This is a genomic window from Mesorhizobium sp. RCAM 05104, assembly GCF_059683645.1.
This window is the reverse complement of sequence record NZ_CM185033.1, coordinates 6,402,680-6,426,735: the sequence shown is the minus strand read 5'-3', so window position 1 is coordinate 6,426,735 and position 24,056 is coordinate 6,402,680. Positions and strand designations below refer to the sequence as shown.

General features: G+C 63.2%; 21 protein-coding genes and 1 riboswitch. Of the genes, 2 read left to right on the top strand and 19 right to left on the bottom strand.

Annotation, left to right across the window (positions count from 1 at the left end; genetic code table 11):
* Window positions 1-178 precede the first annotated feature (178 nt).
* Window positions 179-2,692, top strand: a complete 2,514-nt coding sequence (locus AC56QP_RS31420) for a caspase family protein (RefSeq protein WP_489861975.1) — start codon at window positions 179-181, stop codon at window positions 2,690-2,692.
* 504 nt (window positions 2,693-3,196) lie between these two features.
* Here AC56QP_RS31420 and AC56QP_RS31415 read toward each other — a convergent pair.
* The 19 genes from AC56QP_RS31415 to AC56QP_RS31325 form a co-directional block, all read right to left on the bottom strand.
* Window positions 3,197-3,481, bottom strand: a complete 285-nt coding sequence (locus AC56QP_RS31415) for a DUF1467 family protein (protein WP_489861976.1) — start codon at window positions 3,479-3,481, stop codon at window positions 3,197-3,199.
* Entirely contained in the window at window positions 3,478-3,882 is a 405-nt protein-coding gene (gene mce / locus AC56QP_RS31410; protein WP_489861977.1) for a methylmalonyl-CoA epimerase, read from the bottom strand. The genes AC56QP_RS31415 and mce overlap by 4 nt, the downstream gene beginning before the upstream one ends.
* A 50-nt stretch (window positions 3,883-3,932) precedes the next feature.
* Window positions 3,933-5,603 (bottom strand): ribonuclease J, encoded by a 1,671-nt coding sequence (locus AC56QP_RS31405; protein ID WP_489861978.1) that lies wholly within the window; start codon window positions 5,601-5,603, stop codon window positions 3,933-3,935.
* Window positions 5,604-5,637: 34 nt separating this feature from the next.
* A complete protein-coding gene (locus AC56QP_RS31400) occupies window positions 5,638-6,459 on the bottom strand; it encodes a biotin--[acetyl-CoA-carboxylase] ligase (protein ID WP_489861979.1) in 822 nt (273 codons plus the stop codon).
* Between the two features lie 5 nt (window positions 6,460-6,464).
* Window positions 6,465-7,901, bottom strand: coding sequence for an NADH-quinone oxidoreductase subunit NuoN (gene nuoN, locus AC56QP_RS31395; RefSeq protein ID WP_489861980.1), 1,437 nt, complete (start codon window positions 7,899-7,901; stop codon window positions 6,465-6,467).
* 18 nt (window positions 7,902-7,919) lie between these two features.
* A complete protein-coding gene (locus AC56QP_RS31390; protein ID WP_489861981.1) occupies window positions 7,920-9,425 on the bottom strand; it encodes an NADH-quinone oxidoreductase subunit M in 1,506 nt (501 codons plus the stop codon).
* Window positions 9,425-11,398, bottom strand: coding sequence for an NADH-quinone oxidoreductase subunit L (gene nuoL, locus AC56QP_RS31385; protein WP_489861982.1), 1,974 nt, complete (start codon window positions 11,396-11,398; stop codon window positions 9,425-9,427). Before nuoL ends, AC56QP_RS31390 begins: the two co-directional genes overlap by 1 nt.
* A gap of 10 nt (window positions 11,399-11,408) precedes the next feature.
* The gene (gene nuoK / locus AC56QP_RS31380) at window positions 11,409-11,717 is read right to left on the bottom strand and encodes an NADH-quinone oxidoreductase subunit NuoK (RefSeq protein ID WP_091575549.1); all 309 of its coding nucleotides are present in this window, start codon (window positions 11,715-11,717) and stop codon (window positions 11,409-11,411) included.
* A gap of 1 nt (window position 11,718) precedes the next feature.
* On the bottom strand, window positions 11,719-12,339 hold the full coding sequence (locus tag AC56QP_RS31375; RefSeq protein ID WP_091575550.1) for an NADH-quinone oxidoreductase subunit J: 621 nt from the start codon (window positions 12,337-12,339) through the stop codon (window positions 11,719-11,721).
* Between the two features lie 127 nt (window positions 12,340-12,466).
* Complete coding sequence (gene nuoI, locus AC56QP_RS31370; RefSeq protein ID WP_023812382.1) at window positions 12,467-12,958, bottom strand: NADH-quinone oxidoreductase subunit NuoI; 492 nt, start codon at window positions 12,956-12,958, stop codon at window positions 12,467-12,469.
* A complete protein-coding gene (gene nuoH, locus AC56QP_RS31365) occupies window positions 12,958-14,001 on the bottom strand; it encodes an NADH-quinone oxidoreductase subunit NuoH (protein ID WP_256751247.1) in 1,044 nt (347 codons plus the stop codon). Before nuoH ends, nuoI begins: the two co-directional genes overlap by 1 nt.
* Before the next feature lie 2 nt (window positions 14,002-14,003).
* Window positions 14,004-16,085 (bottom strand): NADH-quinone oxidoreductase subunit NuoG, encoded by a 2,082-nt coding sequence (gene nuoG, locus AC56QP_RS31360; RefSeq protein ID WP_489861983.1) that lies wholly within the window; start codon window positions 16,083-16,085, stop codon window positions 14,004-14,006.
* A gap of 73 nt (window positions 16,086-16,158) precedes the next feature.
* Complete coding sequence (locus AC56QP_RS31355) at window positions 16,159-16,854, bottom strand: helix-hairpin-helix domain-containing protein (RefSeq protein ID WP_489861984.1); 696 nt, start codon at window positions 16,852-16,854, stop codon at window positions 16,159-16,161.
* Window positions 16,855-16,932: 78 nt separating this feature from the next.
* Entirely contained in the window at window positions 16,933-18,237 is a 1,305-nt protein-coding gene (nuoF, locus tag AC56QP_RS31350) for an NADH-quinone oxidoreductase subunit NuoF (protein WP_091575553.1), read from the bottom strand.
* 10 nt (window positions 18,238-18,247) lie between these two features.
* Window positions 18,248-19,522 carry an NADH-quinone oxidoreductase subunit E gene (locus AC56QP_RS31345; RefSeq protein WP_497100930.1) on the bottom strand — a complete coding sequence of 425 codons (1,275 nt, stop codon included), beginning with the start codon at window positions 19,520-19,522 and terminating at the stop codon, window positions 18,248-18,250.
* On the bottom strand, window positions 19,523-20,713 hold the full coding sequence (locus AC56QP_RS31340) for an NADH-quinone oxidoreductase subunit D (RefSeq protein ID WP_489861986.1): 1,191 nt from the start codon (window positions 20,711-20,713) through the stop codon (window positions 19,523-19,525). It lies immediately after the preceding gene.
* Window positions 20,714-20,722: 9 nt separating this feature from the next.
* On the bottom strand, window positions 20,723-21,328 hold the full coding sequence (locus AC56QP_RS31335) for an NADH-quinone oxidoreductase subunit C (protein WP_091575556.1): 606 nt from the start codon (window positions 21,326-21,328) through the stop codon (window positions 20,723-20,725).
* 4 nt (window positions 21,329-21,332) lie between these two features.
* Complete coding sequence (locus AC56QP_RS31330; RefSeq protein ID WP_227346756.1) at window positions 21,333-21,914, bottom strand: NuoB/complex I 20 kDa subunit family protein; 582 nt, start codon at window positions 21,912-21,914, stop codon at window positions 21,333-21,335.
* Window positions 21,905-22,270, bottom strand: a complete 366-nt coding sequence (locus AC56QP_RS31325) for an NADH-quinone oxidoreductase subunit A (RefSeq protein ID WP_010910112.1) — start codon at window positions 22,268-22,270, stop codon at window positions 21,905-21,907. The genes AC56QP_RS31330 and AC56QP_RS31325 overlap by 10 nt, the downstream gene beginning before the upstream one ends.
* Before the next feature lie 330 nt (window positions 22,271-22,600).
* Between AC56QP_RS31325 and AC56QP_RS31320 the strand changes: the two genes are divergently transcribed.
* Entirely contained in the window at window positions 22,601-23,800 is a 1,200-nt protein-coding gene (locus AC56QP_RS31320) for a winged helix-turn-helix domain-containing protein (RefSeq protein ID WP_489861987.1), read from the top strand.
* A 29-nt stretch (window positions 23,801-23,829) separates the two neighbouring features.
* Window positions 23,830-24,036: riboswitch (cobalamin riboswitch) on the top strand.
* Window positions 24,037-24,056 lie beyond the last annotated feature (20 nt).

Here is a 24,056-nt window from a genome sequence, read left to right as displayed (position 1 = left end):
CGCGACGCAGGCTGCTTGCCCCGGCTTCATAGCCATTTCATGGCGGAATGGAAACCCGGCGAAGGCGGCACATCGACGCCTTCGCGCCCGCAATCGTTCAGTTCCTGGATCTTGTCGCGCCCGGCTTGCTTGCGCTGACAAGCCGTGGGAGTCTGTCAGTTGCGGGTGGATTGGATCATTGCGTTTTTACCTGGCAGTCATCCTGGCGATCTTTTTCGTCTCGGCGGCCCATGCCGAGCGGCGGGTCGCGCTCATTCTGGCGGCCGACGACTACCGGAATGTCCGTCCGCTGAAAAACGCGGTAAACGACAGCCGCACGATCGAATCCGCGCTGAAAAAGCTCGGCTTCGACGTCACCACCGAAGCGAACCGTGACTTGAAGCGTATGCGCCGGGCGCTGGAGGACTTTCGCGACGATGCGGCCGGCGCGGATGTCGCGCTGATCTATTTCTCCGGTCATGGCGTCGAGATCGCGGGCGACAACCGGCTTCTGCCGGTCGATGCCGATCCGTCTTCGCTGGATCGATTGAAGGCCACAACCCTTCCGCTAGAAGAGGTGCGTGAGACAGTGACCGCGGTCGGCAAGATCGGCCTCGTGGTGCTCGATGCGTGCCGCAACGATCCTTTTGGCCAATCCGGGGGCAGCGAATCCGGAGACAGCAAATCTGGCGAAGGGCGCGGCGTGCTGTCCATCGCGCCAGAGGTAAAATCCGAGGCCAAGCCGGGGTTGGGACGCATGGGCCGGGCGGAAAACGTGCTGTTCGCCTTCTCCGCGGCGCCCGGACAGACGGCGTCTGACGGCGCATCCGGCAACTCCGAATTTTCCGCCGCATTGGCCAAGTTCCTGCCCACGGACGGGCTGGAAATACGCTCCGTGCTGACGCTGGTGCAGCAACAGGTCTACGACCTGTCGCGCGGCAAACAGCTTCCCTATGTCGAGAGCGGCTTGCCGCAGCTTTTCTTCGCCGCACAGGCCAGCAAGGACGCCCTGCCCGAGCGCGATCGGCTGCTGCTCGCCATGGCCGACGTCACGCCGGACTTGCGCGTGGAGGTCGAGGCGGTGGCGGCCAACGCCGACATGCCGCTAGCGCCGCTATACGCCGCGCTTATCACCTCCGACGGCAAGGCGATGGAGCCAAGGCAGCGCCAGCAGAAACTCCAGGAAGCGGCCGATGCTTTCACAAAGGTCCGGGCCGATCTGCGCAACTTCGCCTCCTCCGATCCGCAGGTGACGGCGCTGCGCCAACAGGCCGAAGCGCAATTGGCACTTGGCTCATTCGACGAGGCACGCGCGCTGCTTGGCAAGGCGGCGGATATCGACGGCAAGTCGCGCGACGATCTGAAAACCCGATTCATCGAACGTACGCTATCAGAGGCAACGACGCATTATCTCGCCGGCGGCGCTTCGCGGGCGCAACTGCGTTACGACCTCGCCATTGAGGACTACCGCAAGGCCGTGGCGCTCTACGCTGATGTCGAGGGTTTCCACATACCGGACGACGCGCGCTACCAGCAGACACTGTCCTGGGAACTGATCGGCACGCTGGAAACGACCGTCGGCCATTTGCAGGAAGCCGGCAAAGCCTTTGATTCCATGGTCCAGTCCGCCGAGAAACGCGCGGCTGCCGAGCCCGACAAGATCGACCACCAGCGCGACCTTGCCGTGGCCCAGAACAAGGTGGCCGACGTCAAGAAGGCGATGGGCGATACCGCCGGCGCGATCGCGCTTTACGCGCAGGCGCTCGCCACGATGAAGGCGATCCTCGAAAAGGAGCCTACGCTTGGCTATCTGCGCGACTACGCCGTCTGCTTCAACCGCATCGGCGATGCCATGCGGGGTTCGGGCGACGGACCCGGCGCGCTGGCGAATTATCGTTCAGCGCTCAAGGTTGCCGAATTCCTGGTCGAGAAAGCGCCAGACGATGATGGCTTTCGGCGCGACCTTTCCGTCAGCCATTCCAAGGTCGGGCTGGCGCTCAGGCTGACCAACGACCTGGAAGGCTCGATCGCCGAATATGAGGTGTCCTTGCAGATCACCGAGGCGCTGGCGAAGAAGATGCCGGACGACGCCGAACTGCAGCGAGACATCACCGTCAGCCTCACCGCTATCGGCGACCTGCAGCGGCTGACCGGGCACAACGAAAAAGCTTTCGAGCCCTACCAGCGCAGCGTCGATATCGCGCGGAAGCTGGTGGCGCGGGATCCCGGCAACACACTGTGGCGGCGTGACCTCGAGCTTGCGCTGGGCAAGGTGGCCGACGCTCACGCCGAGGCTGGCGACCTCGATGGAGCGCTCTCCAACCGCCGTTCCGGACAGGCCATCGCGGAATATCTGGCCGAACTCGATCCCGACAATGCCGAATGGCAGCGCGATCTCGCGGTTGGCCACAACCGGATCGGCGACGTGCTGATGAGCAAGGGGGACAAAATCGGCGCGGCAGCCGAGTACCAGGCCGGTTTCGTGATCGCCAATACGCAGTCGCAAGCCGATCCGGGCAATGCCCAGCGCACGGTCGATGCCGCCTACAGCCGCTATAAGCTGGCTGTAGCTGGCGTTGACCCGTCGACAAATCTCAAGGCCGCGCTGGCCATGCTAACCGGCCTGAAATCGGAGGGACGCCTCCCGGGTGCCAACGAAGGCTGGATCGGCATGGTCGAGAAAGCGATGGCTGAGGCCGGCTTCGCAAAGTAGGTTCCAGCCGACCGTGCGAGAGAGCCCAGCCTCTTCGGGCTGGGCGCTCCAATTCTTTACGCGCGCCAATTCAGGAAGGGTGGTAAAAGCTCGCCGACCCTATTGGTCGTTTCCCAAGCAACGCCTGCCGCACTATTGTGCAGTGCAGCACGAGAATGCCCGTTTCAAGGCAAAATTCTTCGTGACATTTTCATTCGCGTTAGGCTAATGTGCCCTGATAACCGAGAGGGTAGAAAAAAATCTGCTCTCCTACGCGGTCAAAGTCTTGGGAGGATGCGATCTAGGCGCGGTTACTCGCTGCCGCCGGAAACCGGAAACAGATCGGACGCGTTTAAATTGCAAGGCCTTGTGCCTTGCATTTTTTTTGTGCAATCACCTGCTTAGCGCAACGAGTTGCCAAACCACTTTACCCTGCGTCAGCACCCGTCGAACCGGAAGAACGGTACAGCGTCCCGGAGCGACGCCCTCGGTTCCACCATACCAGAAATGCCGTCGTCAGACGGCCTATTTTGCTGGAGTCTGGCCGAAGTCCGGCACGATGTGCGGGATGTCGTTGAGGCTGTATCCCAGCCCATGAGTCAGGCCGTAGAAAATGCCCATCAGAACCGCCGTGGCGATGGTGGTGCGCACCACGGCGCGCAGCATATGGGGGCCGCGCGGCGCGCTTGGAACCGTGCCCAGCGTCACGTCATGATCCTCATCCTGCGTCCTGATGCTGAACGGCAGCACGGCAAACAGCACCACCCACCAGGTCGCGAAGAACAGCGCGGTGAACGAAACCCAGCTCATGATTGCTCCAGTTCGATCAGCGTGCCGAAGAAATCCTTCGGGTGCAGGAACAACACCGGCTTGCCATGGGCGCCGGTCTTCGGGTTGCCGTCGCCCAGCACGCGGGCGCCGGAAGCCTTGAGCTGGTCGCGCGCGGCCAGGATATCGGCGACCTCATAGCAAAGATGATGCATGCCGCCGGAAGGGTTCTTGTCGAGGAAGGCGGCGATCGGCGAGCCCTCGCCCAACGGCTCGAGAAGTTCGATCTTGGTGTTGCCGACATTGACGAAAACCACGGTGACGCCGTGCTCCGGCAGCGCCTGCGGCTCGGTGACTTCGGCACCGAGCGTATTGCGATAGGCGGCAACCGCCGCGGCCAGGTCCGGCACGGCAAGCGCGACATGATTCAGGCGTCCGAGCATAGGGTGCTCCGTGGAAAGTCAGGGGAGGAGCAGGGCCTACTCCCTCTTCCTCACCTCGTGACGAACACCGTCACCAGTGGTTTCTTGCCCCAGGCTTCGTTGGCCGCACCGCGCACCGCGCGCCGTACGGCTTCCTGCACGAGGTCGAGGTCTTTTCGGCGCTGACGGGGGATAGAGTCCACCGCGCCGATTGCCGCATCGATCATCAGGTCCTCGAGCGTCTCGCCGCCGGCGTCGGCCTCGGCAACGCCAATGGCCACCAGATCGGGATCGCCGGCGAGCTCGTACTTCTCGTCGAGCACGACATTGACCGCGACATGGCCGGCGAAGGAGAGCTTGCGCCGGTCGCGAATGCCCATCGCCTGGTCGGTGCCGATCAGCCTGCCGTCCTTGTAGATGCGGCCGAACGGCACCTGGTCGATGATGGTGGCAGGGCCAGGGGCAAGCCTCAGCATGTCGCCGTCGCGCACTTGCGCCACCTGGCCTATGCCTGAGGTCGACATCAGCGACCCCTGCGCCACCAGATGCGCCGCTTCGCCATGCACCGGCACGCCGATCTGCGGCCGCACCCACTCATACATCTTGCGCAATTCGCTGCGGCGCGGATGGCCGGAGACATGCACCAATGCGTCGCCATCCTCGATGATCTTGATGCCGAGATCGATCAGGCGGTTCTTGATCTCGAGGATCGCTTTCTCGTTGCCGGGAATGGTGCGCGAGGAAAACACCACCGTGTCGCCAGCCGTCAGCGACACCGATTTCATCTCGTCGCGTGACAGCTTGGCAAGGGCCGCCAGCGGCTCGCCCTGGCTGCCGGTGCAGATGATGACGAGGTTTTCGCGCGGGACGAAGCCGAAATCCTCTTCGGCGATGAACTCCGGCAGCCCGTCCATGTAGCCGAGCTCGTCGGCCACATCGATGACCCGCTTCAGCGAGCGGCCAAGCACCAGGCACTGGCGGCCAGCATCGCGCGCCGCCTTGGCAATGGAGACAATGCGCCCGACATTGGAGGAGAATGTGGTGACGGCGACACGGCCCTTGGCGGCCTGAATGACGCCCTTGAGGCCTTCGCCGACGGCCACTTCCGAAGGCGACTCGCCTTCCCTCATCGCATTGGTCGAATCGCAGATCAGCGCCAGGACGCCCTTGTCGCCATAGGCGCGGAAGCGCGCCTCGTCGGTCTTCGGACCGATCGTCGGTTCGGGATCGATCTTCCAGTCGCCGGTATGGATGACGGTGCCGGCAGGCGTGGTGATCGCCAGCGACATCGGCTCGGGGATCGAGTGCGCGACCGGAATGGCTTCGATCTCGAAGGGGCCGACGGTGAATTTCTCCCCTGCCCGATAGATCGTCAGCGGGATTTTCGGCGCGCCATGCTCGCCTTGCCGCTTGGCTTCCAGCAAGCCGGCGCTGAACGGCGTCATCCACACCGGCGCCTTCAGCTTCGGCCAGGTGTCGAGCAACGCGCCATAGTGGTCTTCGTGCGCATGGGTGATGATGATGCCGCGCAGATTGGCGAGATTCTCTTCGATGAAACGCGTGTCGGGCAGCACCAGGTCGACGCCAGGCAGGCTGGCATCGGGAAAGGTCACGCCGACATCGATGACGATCCACTCGCGCGCGCTCGGCGGACCGTAGCCGTAGAGAGCGAAGTTCATACCGATCTCGCCGACGCCGCCGAGCGGCACGAAGACGAGTTCGGCGTTTTCCGCTTTCGCCATGATTTTTTCCTTCCTGGCCCTCAGGCCAAGCCCGTTAGATCCGGGCAGACGCGACCGCGCCGAAATGCACGTCGCCGGCGGCGATCGTCAGAACCGAACCTTCATCGTCGCGGATCACGAAACGGCAGTCCTCGTCAATGGTTTCAAACACCCCACGCACCACATTACCGTCAATTCTGACAGCAACCTCGCCGCCGAGCCCCGCTGCGCGAGCCAGCCAGCGTCGCCTGACAGCGGCAAGTCCGCGCCCCTCATCCCACAGCCTGGCATTCTCGCTCCAGGCATCCGATAGCGCCAGGAACAGCGTTTCGGCATCGCATGTCGCGCCCAATGCATTGAGCGAAGTCGCGGGATAAGGCAAATCCTCGGGATAAGCCACCACATTGACGCCGATGCCGACCGCCACCGCGAAGCGGCCGCCTTCCAGTATCGCCGATTCCAGCAGGATGCCGGCCAGCTTGGCGCCCGAGGCAAGCACGTCATTCGGCCATTTCAGCTCGAACCGGTTTTTGCCCGCGCTTGCACCATCGAGGCCGATGGCGATCCGGCCCTTCGGGACGACGGCGTCGAGCGCATCGGCAAGCGCCAGGCCGGCGACAAAGCCGAGCGTCGCGGCAAGGCGAAGCTCGGCACTGGTGATGACAAGCAGCGTCGCCGCCAGATTGCCTTCGGGCGTCGCCCACACGCGGCCGCGGCGGCCGCGCCCGCTTTCCTGCCTCTTGGAAACGACCCACAATTTGCCCGAGTCGCCCGCCCTTGCGTGGTCCAGCGCCAGCGCATTGGTGGAGCCGACGCTGTCATGCGCCTCGAGCCGGAACCCTTCCGACGCCGAGGTAGGAGCCAGCCGAAATCCCATGCCGGCTAGAAAAAGGTCTTGGCGGCGGCTTCGGCATAGGTGCCGATCGGACCGCCGATCAGCACATAGAACAGCACGAAGGCGCCGGAGACGCCGAGCACGAGGCGCAGTTCACTGGCCATCGGCACGAAGCCGCCGACCGGTTCGTCAAACCACATGATCTTGATGATGCGCAGATAGTAGTAGGCGCCCACCACGGAGGCCAGCACGCCAATGATCGCAAGCGCGTAGAGATGAGCGTTGATGGCGGCGAGGAACACGTACCATTTCCCCCAGAAGCCGGCGAGCGGCGGAATGCCGGCCAGCGAGAACATCAGGACGGTGAGGATCGTCGCCATGATCGGATTGGTCGACGACAGGCCGGCCAGATCGCTGATCTGCTCGACATTGCCTTCCTTGCGCCGCATGGCCAGGATGAAGGCGAAGGTGCCGAGCGTCATCACCAGGTAGATCAGCATGTAGATGGCAACGCCACGCACGCCGGCCTGACTGTTGGCGGCAAGACCGACCAGCGCGTAGCCCATGTGGCCGATGGAGGAATAGGCCATCAGCCGCTTGATGTTGGTCTGGCCGATGGCGGCGAATGCGCCGAGCGCCATCGAGGCGATCGAAATGAAGACGATGATCTGCTGCCAGTCGGCGGCGATCGGCTTGAACGCACCCATGGTGACGCGCACCATCAGTGCCATCGCCGCCATCTTGGGTGCCGCCGCCAGGAAGGCCGTCACCGGCGTCGGCGCGCCCTCATAGACGTCGGGCGTCCACATATGGAACGGCACCGCCGAGATCTTGAAGGCAAGGCCGGCCAGCACGAAGACGAGGCCGAAGACGAGACCAAGCTGGCGCTCGCCGCTGCCCAGCGCCGTGGCGATCTCCTGGAAACCGGTGTTGCCGGTGTAACCATAGATCAGGCTGATGCCATAGAGCAGCATGCCCGACGACAGCGCGCCGAGAACGAAATACTTCAGGCCGGCCTCGGTCGAACGCAGATTGTCGCGATTGATCGCCGCCAGCACATAGATCGCCAGCGACTGCAGTTCGAGGCCGAGATAGAGCCCGATCATGCCGTTGGCCGAGATCATCAGCATCATGCCGAGCGTGCAGAGCAGGATCAGCACCGGATATTCGAACTTGTCGAAATGCTCCGACTTGGCAAAGCGCATCGACATGACCAGCGTCACAGCCGAGCCGATCAGCGCCAGCACCTTCATGAAACGGGCGAAGGAATCCTGGATGAAGGCGTTGCCATAGGCACTGCCCTGCCCCGTGGAAAAGATCAGCCAGGCGCCAGCGATCACCAGCACGGCGACGGCAAGGCCGGTCACGGTGTTGGCGGTGTTGGCGCGCGAATAGGCACCGACCATCAGCAGCGCCAGCGCGCCGATGGCAAGGATCAGCTCTGGCGTCGAAAGCGACAGGCTGGAGAGAAGGTCCGGCGTCATGGTTCGCAAAACCCCTGGTCAGTTCGCCGCCGCGGTCTGCGCGGCGCCGATGGATGCAGTGACATTGGTGACGAGCGACTTGACCGATTCGGCCGTCGCGTCGAAGACCGGTGCGGGATAGACGCCGAAGAAGATGACCAGCACGACCAGCGGATAGATGATGACCTTCTCGCGCGTCGACAGGTCAAGCAGGCCCTTCAGGCTGTCCTTGGTCAAGGCGCCGAAGATCACCCGGCGATAGAGCCACAACGCGTAGGCGGCCGACAGGATGACGCCGGTGGCGGCGAAGAACGCCACCCAGGTGTTGACCCGGAACACGCCGAGCATGGTCAGGAACTCGCCGATGAAGCCGCTGGTGCCGGGCAGACCGACATTGGCCATGGTGAAGATCAGGAACACGGTGGCGTATTTCGGCATGTTGTTGACCAAGCCACCATAGGCGGCGATCTCACGCGTATGCATGCGGTCATAGATGACCCCGACGCATAGGAACAGCGCCCCGGAGACGAGGCCGTGGCTGAGCATCTGGAAGATCGCGCCCTGCACGCCTTCCTGGTTCATCGCGAAGATGCCCATCGTGACGAAGCCCATATGGGCCACCGACGAATAGGCGATCAGCTTCTTCATGTCCTCCTGCATCAGCGCCACCAGCGAGGTGTAGATGATGGCGACGATCGACAGCGCGAAGACCAGCGGCGCGAACATTTCGGAAGCCAGCGGAAACATCGGCAGCGAGAAGCGCAGGAAGCCATACCCGCCCATCTTCAAGAGGATGGCGGCCAGGATGACCGAACCGGCGGTCGGCGCCTCGACGTGCGCGTCGGGCAGCCAGGTGTGCACCGGCCACATCGGCATCTTCACCGCGAAGGAGGCGAAGAAGGCGAGCCACAGCCAGGTCTGCATGTTGGCCGGGAAGTTGTGCGTCAACAGCGTCGGAATGTCCGTCGTCCCGGACTGATAGAACATCGCCATGATGGCGAGCAGCATCAGCACCGAGCCGGCCAGCGTATAGAGGAAGAACTTGAACGAGGCGTAGACGCGCCGCTTGCCACCCCAGACGCCGATGATGATGAACATCGGGATCAGGCCGGCTTCGAAGAAGACGTAGAACAGCACGATATCCAGCGCGCAGAACACGCCGATCATCAGCGTCTCGAGCAGCAGGAACGCGATCATGTAGGCCTTGACGCGCTTCTCGATCGATTCCCACGACGCCAGGATGCAGAGCGGCATCAGGAACGTCGTCAGGATGACGAACAGCATGGAAATGCCGTCGACGCCCATGTGATAGGAGATGCCGGAATCGAGCCAGGCGACCTTCTCGACGAACTGGAAGCCGGACTGCGAATTGTCGAAGCCGGTCCAGATGAACAGCGAGATGATGAACGTGAACGTCGTCGTCAACAGTGCGATGGCGCGGATGTTGCGGCGCGCGTTTTCGCTGTCATCATTGATGAACAGGATGAGCAGCACACCAACCAGCGGCAGGAAGGTGACCAGCGAGAGGATTGGCCAGGCGGTCATCAGAGCATCATCCAGGTGACGAGTGCGGCAACGCCGATCAGCATGGCGAAGGCATAGTGATAAAGGTAGCCGGTCTGCAGCTTGACGACGCGGTTGGTGACATCGACGACACGTGCCGAAATGCCATCCGGACCAAGACCGTCAATGACAGTGCCATCGCCGGTCTTCCACAGGAAATGGCCGAGGCGCTTGGCGGGCCGCACGAACAGGAAGTCGTAGAGCTCGTCGAAATACCATTTGTTGAGCAGGAAAGCGTAGAGCCCGCGATGCTGCGCCGCGAGGTTCACCGGCATTTCCGGCGAGCGGATGTAGAACTTCCAGGCCAGCGCGAAGCCGATCAGCATGGCGATGAAGGGCGACAGCTCGACCCACAGCGGCAGTTCTTCGATCTCGTGCAGGATGTGGTTGTCCGGCAGAGTGAACAGCGACGCCTTCCAGAACTCCGCATAGCCCTCGCCGATGAAGGCGCCGTGGAAAATGATGCCAGCAAACAGCGCGCCGGCGGCCAGGATAAACAGCGGCACCAGCATCACCGGCGGCGATTCATGAACGTGGTGCATCACCTCGTGGCTCGCCCGCGGCTCGCCGTGGAAGGTCATGAAGATCAGCCGCCAGGAATAGAAGGAGGTGAAGCAGGCGGCGATGACCAGGGCCACGAAGGCGAGGCCGGCAACCGAATTGTGGCCGGCAAAGGCGCTCTCGATGATGGCATCCTTGGAGAAGAAGCCGGCGGTGCCGATGACCGTCACCGGAATGCCGACGCCAGTCAGCGCCAGCGTGCCGATCACCATCATCCAGTAGGTGGTCGGGATCAGCTTCCGCAGGCCGCCCATCTTGCGCATGTCCTGCTCGTCGGAGACGGCATGGATCACCGAGCCCGAGCCGAGGAACAGCAGCGCCTTGAAGAAGGCATGCGTGAACAGGTGGAAGATCGCGGCGCCATAGGCGCCGACCCCGAGCGCCACGAACATGTAGCCGAGCTGCGAGCAGGTCGAATAGGCGATGACGCGCTTGATGTCGTTCTGGACGAGACCGACGGTCGCGGCGAAGAAGGCGGTGAAGGCGCCGATGAAGGTCACGACCGTCAGCGCCGAATGCGACAGCTCGAACAGCGGTGACAGGCGCGCCAGCATGAACACGCCGGCCGTCACCATGGTGGCGGCATGGATCAGCGCGGACACCGGCGTCGGGCCCTCCATGGCGTCCGGCAGCCAGGTGTGCAGCGGCACCTGCGCCGACTTGCCCATCGCGCCCATGAACAGCAGCAGGCAGACAACGGTCATTGCCGCCTGCTTGTCCAGCGCATGGCCGAGGAAGGTCAGCACGGCAGCGCCCTGCGGGGCGCCTTCGGCGGGGATGAACGTCGCCGCATTGGCGAAGATGGTTCCGAGGTTGACCGAGCCGAACAGCACGAAGAGGCCGAAGATGCCAAGCGCGAAGCCGAAATCGCCGACGCGGTTGACGACGAAGGCCTTGATGGCGGCGGCATTGGCCGACGGCTTCTTATACCAGAAACCGATCAGCAGGTAGGAGGCGAGGCCCACCCCTTCCCAGCCGAAGAACATCTGCACCAGATTGTCAGCCGTCACCAGCATCAGCATGGCGAAGGTGAACAGCGACAGATAGGCGAAGAAGCGCGGCCGGTTCGGATCGTGGTGCATGTAGCCGATCGAATAGATGTGAACCAGCGCCGACACGGTGTTGACCACCACCAGCATCACCACCGTCAGCGTGTCGATCCTGAGCGCCCAAGATGCTTCGAGCCCGCCGGACTGGATCCAGCGCATCACCGGCACGGTGAACACCTCGCCATGGCCGAAGCCGACGCTGAAGAAAGCGATCCACGACAGCACCGCCCCGATCACCAGGAAACCGGAGGTAATGTATTCGGACGCCTTGGCGCCGAGCGACGTGCCGAACAGGCCGACGATCAGGAAGCCAAGCAGTGGAAGGAAGACGATGGCCTGATACATGGTGGTTCCGTCAACCCTTCATCATGTTCACGTCTTCGACCGCGATCGAGCCGCGGTTGCGGAAGAAGACGACGAGAATGGCAAGTCCGATGGCAGCCTCGGCCGCCGCGACCGTCAGCACGAACAGCGCGAACACCTGGCCGACCAGATCGCCGAGCGAGGCCGAGAAGGCGACGAAGTTGATGTTGACCGCAAGCAGGATCAGCTCGATCGACATCAGGATGACGATGACGTTCTTGCGGTTGAGGAAGATACCGAACACGCCGAGCGTGAACAGGATCGCCGATACGGTCAGATAATGCGCGATGCCGACAACCATCTCAGAGTCCCTCGCCCGTCTTGACCTTGCGGATTTCCATGCCGGTCGCCGGCGTACGGCCGACCTGGGCTGCGATCGACTGCCGCTTGACCCCTTCCTTGTGGCGCAGCGTCAGCACAATGGCGCCGATCATGGCGACCAGCAGGATGAGGCCCGAAATCTGGAAGTAGTAGAGGTAGTCCGTATAGAGGATATCGCCGAGTGCGGCCGTGTTCGAACGCGTTGCGAGATCCGGGATGGGTTTCGAGACCGTCGAGGCGAGCTGCGGCGCGAATGTATAGCCGCCGAGCACGACAATCAGCTCCGCCGCCAGGATAAGCCCGACCAGCGCGCCGATCGGCGCGTATTGCAGGGCACCGCTCTTCAGTTCAGCGAAATCGACGTCGAGCATCATGACGACGAACAGGAACAGCACCATCACCGCGCCGACATAGACGACGAGCAGGATCATCGCCAGGAACTCGGCGCCCGTCAGCATGAACAGGCCGGCGGCGTTGAAGAAGGTCAGGATCAGGAACAGCACCGAATGCACGGGGTTGCGCGACGAAATGACCATGAACGCCGACGCCACCGCGATAAAGGCGAAGAGGTAGAAAAAGGCCGCCTCTAGTCCACTCAACATGGGGTTCCCCCGGGTTCCTGTCCGGACGGGCTCTCACCCTGTCCGCTTCTTTGGCCTGGTCCCGCCTCGGGGTTCCAAGCCGCGTTGTCCTTAGACGAGGCCCCTCGCCCCGTCCATGCGTCAAATATCAGCGATACGGCGAGTCCAGCGAGATGTTGCGCGCCAGTTCGCGCTCCCACCGGTCGCCATTCGCCAACAGCTTGTCCTTGTCGTAGTAGAGTTCCTCGCGCGTCTCCGTCGCGAATTCGAAATTCGGCCCTTCGACGATGGCGTCGACCGGGCAGGCTTCCTGGCAGAAGCCGCAATAGATGCACTTCACCATGTCGATGTCGTAGCGCACCGTGCGGCGGGTGCCGTCATTGCGGCGCGGACCGGCCTCGATGGTGATCGCCTGTGCGGGGCAGATCGCCTCGCACAATTTGCAGGCAATGCAGCGCTCTTCGCCATTGGGATAGCGGCGCAGCGCGTGCTCGCCACGGAAGCGCGGGCTGGTCGGACCCTTCTCGTGCGGATAGTTGATCGTCTCCTTCGGCGCGAAGAACTGGCGCATCGACAGGAAGAAGGCGCTGACGAAATCCTGCAGCAGCAGCGATTTTGCGGCTTGGGACAGAGCGGACATCACGCAAACCCCGTGATCTTGAGGAAGGCTGCGGTGGCGACCACCATGAACAGCGAGATCGGCAGGAACACTTTCCAGCCGAGCCGCATCAGCTGGTCGTAGCGATAGCGCGGCACGAACGCCTTCACCATGGAAATGCCGAAGAACACGAAGCATACCTTCAGCACGAACCAGATGACGCCGGGCACCCAGGTGAACGGCGCGAAGTCGAAGGGCGGCAGCCAGCCGCCGAGGAACAGGATGGTGGCCAGCGCGCACATCAGCACGATGGCGACATATTCGCCGAGGAAGAACAGCAGGAACGGCGTCGATGAATATTCGACCATGTGGCCGGCGACCAGTTCCGATTCGGCTTCGACCAGGTCGAAAGGCGGCCGGTTCGTCTCGGCCAGCGCCGAGATGAAGAAGATGATGAACATCGGGAACAGCGACAGCCAGTTCCAGTCGAGGAAGGTGTTGGGCAGGCCAAGTCGCGTGCCAAGCCCGTCATGCTGCGACAGCACGATGTCGGACAGGTTGAGCGAGCCGGCGGTGAGCAGAACCGTGACGATGACGAAGCCGATCGAGACTTCGTAGGACACCATCTGCGCCGCGGAACGCAGCGCGCCGAGGAATGGATATTTTGAATTGGACGCCCAGCCGCCCATGATCACGCCATAGACCTCGAGCGAGGAGATGGCGAAGACATAGAGGATGCCGACATTGATGTTGGCGATCGCCCAGCCCTGACTGACCGGAATGACCGCCCAGGCCGAGATCGCCAGCACCGCGGACACCAGCGGTGCCAGCAGGAAGACGCCCTTGTTGGCGCCGGACGGGATGATCGGTTCCTTGAAGACGAACTTCAGCAGGTCGGCGAAAGCTTGCAGCGTGCCCCAGGGACCGACGACGTTGGGACCGCGGCGCAGTTGCACCGCCGCCCATATCTTGCGGTCGGCGTAGAGGATGTAGGCGACGAAGACCAGCAGCACGACGATCAGCACGACCGACTTGAGAAGGATCAGGAGCGCCGGCAGCACGTAAAAGGAGAAGAAAGTATCCATGCTTATTCCGCCGCCTGCTTGAAGCCGCTCTTGGCCAGCGCCGAGCATTCCGCCATCACGGCCGATGCCCGCGCGATCGGGTTGGTCAGGTAGAAATCCTTCACCGGCGAGGTGAACGTGCCCTTGTTCAGCCGCCCGCCGAGCTTCGCCACCCTGGCGATGTCCTCGGCGTTACCGGCCGCGACCTGATCGATGCGGGCCAGATGCGGATACTCGCCGTAGAGCTTGGCGCGCAGCTGCGGCAGCGAATCGAACGGCAATTTCTTGCCCAGAACATCCGACAGCGCCCTGAGGATCGCCCAGTCCTCGCGAGCATCGCCGGGTGCGAAGCCGGCGCGATTGGTCTGTTGCACGCGCCCTTCCGTGTTGACATAGGTGCCCGACTTTTCGGTGTAGGCAGCGCCCGGCAGGATAACATTGGCGCGATGCGCGCCGGCGTCGCCATGGGTGCCGATATAGACGACGAAGGCGCCGCCGGTCTTGCCCATGTCGATCTCGTCGGCGCCGAGCAGGAACAGCACGTCCATCTCGCCCAGCATGCCGGCAACGCTCTTGCCGCCCTCGCCCGGCACGAAGCCGAGATCAAGACCGCCGACGCGTCCAGCCGCGTTGTGCAGCACGGCGAAGCCGTTCCAGTCCGCCCGTGCGGCGTTGACGGCGCCGGCGAGTCTCGCCGCCTGGCCGAGCACGGCGGCGCCATCGGCGCGCGCCAACGCGCCCTGGCCGACGATGATCAGCGGATGCGTCGCCTTCTTCAACGTCTGGAAGAACTTGCCATTGCCGTCGGCCAGATCCTTGAGCGAATCCGGCCCGGCACCCAGCTGTTCATACTCGTAGCGCGTGTCGCCGATATCGCCGATGACGCCAACCGGCAGGTTGCCGACCCGCCAGCGCTTGCGGATGCGGGCATTGAGCACGGAGGCTTCATAACGCGGATTGGCGCCGATGATCAGCACTGCGTCGGCCTGCTCGATGCCTTCGATGGTCGGGTTGAAGATGTAGCTGGCCCGGCCGAGCGACGGATCGAGCGCCGCGCCATCCTGGCGACAGTCGGTGTTCTTCGAACCAAGCGAAGCCATCAGCAGCTTCAGCGCATAGATTTCCTCGACCGCGGCGAGATCGCCTGAAATGGCGCCGATCTTGTCGGGTGCCGCCTTCGACACCGCGTCCTTTATCGCGGCAAAAGCCTCGGCCCAGCTCGCGGGAACCAGCTTGCCATCCTTGCGCACATAGGGGCGGTCGAGGCGCTGCGTGCGCAGTCCGTCCCAGATGAAGCGGGTCTTGTCGGAGATCCACTCCTCGTTCACCTGCTCGTTGACGCGCGGCAGGATGCGCATCACTTCGCGGCCTCTGCTGTCGACGCGGATCGCCGAACCGACGGCGTCCATCACGTCGATGGATTCGGTCTTGGTCAGCTCCCACGGCCGCGCCTGGAAAGCGAAGGGCTTCGAGGTCAGCGCGCCGACGGGGCAAAGGTCGATGACGTTGCCCTGCAGCTCCGAGGTCATCGCCTGTTCGAGATAGGTTGTGATCTCGGCATCCTCGCCACGGCCGATCAGGCCGAGCTCGGAGATGCCGGCGACCTCGGTGGTGAAGCGGACGCAGCGCGTGCAATGGATGCAGCGGTTCATCACCGTCTTGACCAGCGGGCCGATATACTTGTCTTCGACCGCGCGCTTGTTCTCGTGATAGCGCGAGGAATCGACGCCGAAGGCCATCGCCTGGTCCTGCAGGTCGCACTCGCCGCCCTGGTCGCAGATCGGGCAATCCAGCGGATGGTTGATGAGCAGGAATTCCATCACGCCTTCGCGGGCCTTCTTGACCATCGGCGTGTTGGTGAAGATTTCCGGCGGCTCGCCGTTCGGGCCGGGACGCAGGTCGCGCACGCCCATGGCGCAGGATGCCTGCGGCTTGGGCGGCCCGCCCTTCACCTCGATCAGGCACATGCGGCAGTTGCCGGCGATCGACAGCCGCTCATGGAAGCAGAAGCGCGGCACTTCCGCGCCTGCGTCCTCGGCCGCCTGCAGCAGCGTATAGTGGTCGGGTACAGTGATCTCTTTCCCGTCGACCTTGAGCTTTGCCATTCGCCTCAAACCCCTGCGGATTTCCCGCAATCTCTTTTTCCGGGCGCGATCGAAACCGCGTCCCGCATTTCATTCACTTCTTGACGGCGAGCGCCGCCGCTTGGGCAGTCCAATCGTCGCGGCCGATGCGGCCTGAGAGCGACAGATAGTCCTCGACCCAGGCAACCTCTTCCTGCGTCCATGCCGCGATCTGGGCATACGTCCAGATGCCGAGACCGTTCAGCACCGTCTCCAGCTTCGGGCCGATGCCCGATATCGCCTTGAGGTCCGACGGTTTCGCCGGCTTGTCCATGGCCTTGGGCTGCCTGAAATCCTCCGGCATCAAGCTGGCCGGAACCGCGCCCGCTGTCGGGCCGGCATCGACGGCTGGCACTGTGTCGGCTGCCTCCCTGGCAACCATGTCGGTCACATCCTGCGCGAAGGACTGGGCTTCGGCGATCAAGGTCTTGGTCGCCGCGCGCGCCTTGGAGGCGCTTCTTTCCATCTCCGACAAGCGCTCGGTGCGCGCCTCGAAGTCGTCGACGATCGGCTGCAGCAGCCGCTGCGAGGCTTCGGCCGCGCCCGAAAGCGCGCCCATCCAGACACCGAAAGCGTGGTTGGCGAGCCCAATGCCGAGCGCCGACATGGCCGCTACACCAGCGACAGGGTGCGCGAGAAGGTTGACGGCGCTCGCCATCTCCTTCGGCATCATCCTAGTCAGATCCTGGTTCATCTTCTCGAGCTGGTCCAAATTGGGCATCAAAGGGTGGGGTGTCGAATACGGCGCCATAGATATCTCCTGGTCGTTTGTTCGTTCGCCCGCCCTGGCTTTCTCGCTTCGGGCTTTCGCCCGCATTCACAAATTCTTCTATTCCGCCGCCACCATCACCGGCTCGGCCCGATGCGCGTTGCGCGAAAACTCGTCGATGCGCCGCTCCACCTCGCCGCGGAAATGCCGCATCAGGCCCTGGATCGGCCATGCCGCCGCGTCGCCCAGCGCGCAGATCGTGTGGCCTTCAACCTGCTTGGTGACATCGAGCAGCATGTCGATCTCACGCTTCTGCGCCTCACCGCGCACCAGCCGTTCCATCACCCGCCACATCCAGCCAGTGCCTTCGCGGCACGGCGTGCATTGGCCGCAGCTCTCATGCTTGTAGAAGTAGGAAAGCCGCGCGATCGCCTTCACGACATCGGTCGACTTGTCCATGACGATGACAGCCGCCGTGCCGAGGCCGGACTTGAGGTCGCGCAGCGCGTCGAAATCCATCGGCGTGTCGATGATCTGCTCGGCCGGCACCAGCGGCACCGAGGCACCACCCGGAATGACCGCGAGCAGATTGTCCCAGCCGCCGCGAATTCCGCCGCAATGCGTCTCGATCAGCTCGCGGAACGGGATCGACATCGCCTCTTCGACCGTGCACGGGTTGTTGACATGACCGGAGACGCAGAACAGCTTGGTGCCGACATTGTTCGGCCGGCCGAAAGACGAGAACCAGGCAGCACCGCGACGCAGGATGGTCGGCGCCACCGCGATCGATTCGACATTGTTGACGGTAGTCGGGCAGCCATAGAGGCCGACATTGGCCGGGAATGGCGGCTTCAGCCGGGGCTGGCCCTTCTTGCCTTCCAGGCTTTCGAGCAGCGCCGTCTCCTCGCCGCAGATATAGGCGCCGGCGCCGTGATGCATGTAGATGTCGAAATCGTAGCCGGACGTGTTGTTCTTGCCGATCAGCTTGGCTTCGTAAGCCTCGTCGATGGCCCGCTGCAGTGCCTCGCGCTCGCGGATGAACTCGCCGCGCACGTAGATGTAGGCGGCAATCGCGCCCATGGCGAAACCGGCGAGCAGCGCACCCTCGACCAGCGTGTGCGGATCATTGCGCAGGATGTCGCGGTCCTTACAGGTGCCAGGCTCGGATTCGTCGGCATTGATGACGAGGTAGCTCGGCCGGCCGTCGCTCTGCTTGGGCATGAACGACCATTTCAGGCCGGTCGGGAAGCCGGCGCCGCCGCGTCCGCGCAGGCCTGACGCCTTCATCTCGTTGACGATCCAGTCGCGCCCCTTGGCAACGATGCCGGGCGTGTTGTCCCAGGCACCGCGCGCCATCGCGCCGGCCAGCGACTTGTCGAAGAGGCCGTAGATGTTGGTGAAGATACGGTCTTTGTCCTGGAGCATTTTTCGTCCCTCAGACCGGCTTCTTGCCGAAGACGCGGATGTATTCGGCGACACCGCCCTTGGCGAGCGCCTTGGCCTGCTTGACCCAGTCGTCGCGCTCGATACGGCCTTGGAAGGAGAGGTAGCCGTCCACCCACTCGCGCTCGGCCTTCTTCCACGACGCGACCTGCGCGAAGGTGAAGATGCCCAGCGTATGCAGGACGCCCTCGATCTTCGGGCCTACGCCGGAAATCAGCTTGAGATCGTCGACCAGCGCCGGCTTGGCGATGCCGGCCGGGCGGTTCTTGTCTTCCAGCGACGGCTTGGCGGCAGCCTTCGCGGCCGGCGCCTTGGTTTCCGGTGCCTTGTAGGCAGCGGCAGGCTCGGCCTTGGTCTTGGGACCATTGCGCTGCTTGGAGACCTGCTCGACCTCCGGAGCGGCCGTGTTGGCATTGGCGGCCGAATGCAGCGGTGCGGCCACACTCGCCGCCTTTTCAGCCGCTGGCGCGACCTTGGTCTTTGACGGCGTCTTCAAGGCCGGGCTGGTTTCCGGGGCATCGGTCCTTGGCTTGCCGGCATTCGAAGGCGCCGCCGGTGCGGTTGCGGCCGGAGCGGTGGCCGCCGCTGGTGCCGCGTCCTTGGCGGCCTTGGTGGCTGCCTTGGCTTCCTTGTCCCGGGTCGACTTGAGGATCGCCTTTTCGCTCTTAAGCGTCGTCAGGCCAGAGGCCGGCTCCGAGCCGGTGCGGCCGTTCTGCGGTCCCGGGGCCACCGAGGCACCCTTGCCGGACTCGTAGAGATCGATGATCTCGGCAAGCCGTTCCGGCGTCAGATCCTCGAACGTATCCTTGAAGATCATCACCATCGGCGCGTTGACGCAGGCGCCGAGGCATTCGACCTCTTCCCACGACAAGGTGCCCTTGTCGTTGGTGTGGAACTGGTCGTGATGGATCTTGGAGCGGCACACATCCATCAGCGCTTCCGAGCCGCGCAGCATGCAGGGCGTGGTGCCGCAGACCTGGATGTGCGCGCGCGTGCCCACCGGGTTCAACTGGTACTGTGTGTAGAAGGTCGCGACTTCGAGGCCACGGATCCGAGGCATGCCGAGCATGTCCGAAATCGTCTCGATCGCCGCCTTCGTGACCCAGCCTTCCTGCTCCTGCGCCAGCATCAAAAGCGGGATGATCGCCGACTGTTCGCGGCCCTTCGGGTACTTCTTGATCCATTGCTTCGCCGCTGCCGCGTTCGCCCGGTTGAAGGCGAAGGATGCTGGCTGGACGCTGGCTTCTGCGAGACGGCGGACTGACATTTAGCGATCGACCTCACCAAACACGATGTCGAGGGAGCCGAGAACGGCGGTGACGTCTGCCAGCATGTGGCCGCGGCAGAGGAAATCCATGGCCTGCAGATGCGCGAAGCCGGGAGCGCGCAGCTTGCAGCGATAGGGCTTGTTGGAGCCATCGGAGACCAGATAGACGCCGAACTCGCCCTTTGGCGCCTCGACGGCGGCATAGACCTCGCCGGCCGGGACGCGGTAGCCCTCGGTGTAGAGCTTGAAGTGATGGATCAGCGCTTCCATCGAGCGCTTCATCGCCTGGCGCTTGGGCGGCACGACTTTGCCGTCGAGGTTGGACACCGGGCCGGTGCTTTCCTTGCCGAGCAGAAGATCGACGCACTGGCGCATGATTTTCGCCGACTGGCGCATTTCTTCCATGCGCACGAGATAACGGTCGTAGCAGTCGCCGTTCTTGCCGATCGGAACGTCGAAGTCCATTTCCGAGTAGCATTCATAGGGCTGCGACTTGCGCAGGTCCCAGGGCGCTCCCGAACCGCGAACCATGACGCCGGAAAAGCCCCAGGCCCAGGCATCGGCCAGCGATACGATGCCGATGTCGACATTGCGCTGCTTGAAGATGCGGTTGCCGGTCAAAAGCGCGTCGAGGTCGTCGATCGACTTCAGGAACGGGTCGATCCACTTGCCGATGTCCTCGACCAGCTTCTGCGGCAGGTCCTGGTGGACGCCGCCGGGACGGAAATAGGCGGCATGCATGCGCGAGCCGGAGGCGCGCTCATAGAACACCATCAGCTTTTCGCGCTCGACGAAGCCCCACAGCGGCGGCGTCAGCGCGCCGACATCCATCGCCTGCGTCGTCACATTGAGGATGTGCGACATGATGCGGCCGATTTCGCAGTAGAGCACGCGGATCAGCTGGCCGCGCTTCGGCACGTCGATGCCGAGCAGGCGCTCGGCGGCGAGTGCGAAGGCATGCTCCTGGTTCATCGGCGCGCAATAATCGAGCCGGTCGAGATAGGGCACCGCCTGCAGATAGGTCTTGGCCTCGATCAGCTTTTCCGTGCCGCGGTGCAGCAGCCCGATATGCGGATCGACGCGATCGACGACTTCGCCGTCGAGCTCCAGCACGAGACGCAAAACGCCGTGCGCCGCCGGATGTTGCGGGCCGAAATTGATGTTGAAATTGCGGACGGAGGTTTCAGCCATTCTGGCGCCTCAATTCGTCTTGGCTTTTTCATCGCCCGGCAGGACATAATCCGTCCCTTCCCAAGGCGAGAGAAAATCGAAATTGCGGAATTCCTGCTTGAGCTCGACCGGCTCGTAGATGACGCGCTTGGCCTCGTCGTCGTAGCGCACTTCGACGAAACCGGTCAGCGGGAAATCCTTGCGCAGCGGATGGCCTTCGAAACCGTAGTCGGTCAACAGGCGGCGCAGGTCTGGATGGCCCGAGAACAGCACGCCATAGAGATCGTAGGTCTCGCGCTCGAACCAGTCGGCGCCGGGATAGACGTCGGTGATCGACGGCACCATCGTCTCCTCGTCGGCCTGCACCTTGACGCGGATGCGGACGTTCTGCTTCGGCGACAACAGGTGATAGACGACGTCGAAGCGCTTGGCCCGCGACGGATAGTCGGCGCCGCAGACGTCGATGATCGAGATGAACTGGCAGCGCGCATCGTCGCGCAGGAAGGTCATCACCTCGACCAGATCGCGCGGCTCGACATGGACGGTGAGTTCGCCATAGGCGATATCAGCGTCATTCACGCGGCCGATCAGCTTCTCGCCGAGATAGGTCGACAGTTCGCTCAGGGATGCGGTCATGGATTTACCGTTCGATCGTGCCGGTGCGGCGGATCTTCTTCTGCAGCAGAAGAATGCCGTAGAGCAGCGCTTCGGCGCTCGGCGGGCAGCCGGGCACATAGATGTCGACCGGCACGATGCGGTCGCAGCCGCGCACCACCGAATAGGAATAGTGATAGTAGCCGCCGCCATTGGCGCACGAGCCCATCGAGATGACGTAGCGCGGCTCCGGCATCTGGTCGTAGACCTTGCGCAGCGCCGGCGCCATCTTGTTGGTCAGCGTGCCGGCGACGATCATGATGTCGGACTGGCGCGGAGACGCGCGCGGAGCGACGCCGAACCGCTCCGAGTCGTAGCGCGGCATCGAGGTGTGGATCATCTCGACCGCGCAGCAGGCAAGGCCGAAGGTCATGAACATCAGCGAACCGCTGCGCGCCCAGGTGATCAGCGCCTCGGTGGAGGTGACGAGGAAGCCCTTGTCGGCCAACTCATTGTTGATCTCGAGGAAAAAGGGATCGTCCTCCCCCACCGGCCTGCCGGTGTTGGGATCGATCAAGCCCTTGGGCTTCGGCGCGATGAGCGTGCCGGAACTGTCGCTCAATCCCATTCCAGCGCTCCTTTTTTCCATTCATAGGCAAAGCCGATGGTCAGCACCGCCAAAAAGACCATCATCGACCAGAAACCGAGCATGCCGATCTTCGAGAACGACACTGCCCAAGGAAACAGGAAGGCCACTTCCAGATCGAAGATGATGAACAGGATCGACACCAGGTAGAAACGGATGTCGAATTTCATGCGGGCGTCATCGAACGAGTTGAAGCCGCACTCGTAGGCGGAAAGCTTTTCAGGATCGGGATTGCGGTAGGCCACCAGAAACGGTGCGGCCAGCAGCGCCAGGCCGACAACCAGCGCCACGCCGATGAACAGGACGATGGGCAGGTACGAACTTAGAAGTGCGTTCATGCTCGGCTTTCCGTTGGCGCCAATCCATTTTGATTACAGCACCGGACCCTAATGCGGAAGCGTGACAGTTTAACCGCTGAACCGTTTTAAGGGCCTATGCTGCAACGCGGCGAGGGTTAGCGCAGCACTTCCGGCGAAGCAAGTCAAACCTTGTTCAAAACGCTGACCTGGACGGCATATACGGGGAAACTGGTCCGATCCGCTCCTGTTTGATTTCCTTCAATTTTTACTCCACTTTTCTCTCCTGACATATATGCCGCCAAAACCCTGCTAGCATCGCCGCGGAATCACGATCCCTGCCAGCTCGAACCCGGTTAGAGTCGCATCAGCATGAAGGAAAAAATCGCGCTTCCCACGGCCCGGCGCATAGCACTCGCCGCCCAGGGGTTTGCCGACGCCAGGCCGGCCGCCACGCCCGATCGACGGCATCTGGCCCGCGTGCTTGCCCGCACCGGCCTGCTGCAGATCGATTCCGTGAGCGCCGTGGTGCGCGCGCATTACATGCCGCTTTATTCGCGACTTGGCCCCTACCCGCTCGCCTTGCTCGACAACGCCGCGGTGACGCGCAAACGCACCGTGTTCGAATACTGGGCGCATGAGGCCTCCTTCCTGCCGGTCGAGACATACCCGCTGATGCGCTGGCGCATGCAGCGGGCCGAGCGCGGCGATGAAATGTATTCGGGTCTGGCCAAATGGGGCCGCGAGCACGCCGCCTATGTCGAAGAGATCTACCGCGCGGTCGTCGAGCGCGGCCCGATCGCCGCCTCGGCACTGGAAGGCCAGAAAGGCTCGGGCGGCTGGTGGGGCTGGAGCCATGCCAAGCACGCCTTCGAATGGCTGTTCTGGGCCGGCCGCATCACCACGGCGCACCGTCGCGGATTCGAGCGCTTCTATGATCTGCCCGAGCGCGTGCTGCCGCAGGCGATCCTCGATCTGCCGGTGCCAGCCGCCGAGGACGCGCACCGCGAGCTGCTGCGCATTTCCGCTCGTGCCCACGGCGTGGCGACGGCCGGCGACCTGCGCGACTATTTCCGCCTGTCGCCCGCCGACATGAAAGGCCGGCTGGAGGAACTGGTCGAACTCGGCGAGCTGTTGCCGGTGCGCGTCGAAGGCTGGGACAAGCCGGCTTACCTTCATAGGGATGCCCGCGTGCCGCGAAAAATCGAGGCGCGCGCCTTGCTGGCTCCGTTCGATCCGGTCGTTTTCGAACGCTCGCGCTCGGAGCGGTTGTTCGATTTCCACTATCGCATCGAGATCTACACGCCGGCGGAAAAGCGGCAGTACGGCTACTACGTCCTGCCGTTCCTGCTCGGCGACAGGATCGTGGCCCGCGTCGACCTCAAGGCCGATCGTCCGGCCAGTGTCCTGCGTGTCCATGCGGCCTATGCGGAGCCAGGTGCACTCGCCGAAACCGCCTCCCAGCTGTTCGAGGAATTGAAGCAGATGCAGGGCTGGCTAGGCCTCGAACGCATTGAAGTGACGCCTGCGGGCGACCTCGGACAGCCACTTGCCGACATTGCCGCGTCGTAGACGTGCGTTGACACGGCTGTCCCTACAAGCCTAAATCCGGTCCAGACGGTCTCCTCTCGGCAAAGGGAGGAGCCAAGAGGGAATGCGGTGCGGGATCGCAAGATTTCAAATCCGCGGCTGTCCCCGCAACTGTAAGCGACGAGCCTGGGCCGAAAACCACTGGGATGTTCCCGGGAAGGCGGCACCCGAGGCGATGACCCGCGAGCCAGGAGACCTGCCGTCTGAGAGATAAAGAATCCGATCGCCTGGCGGGTTT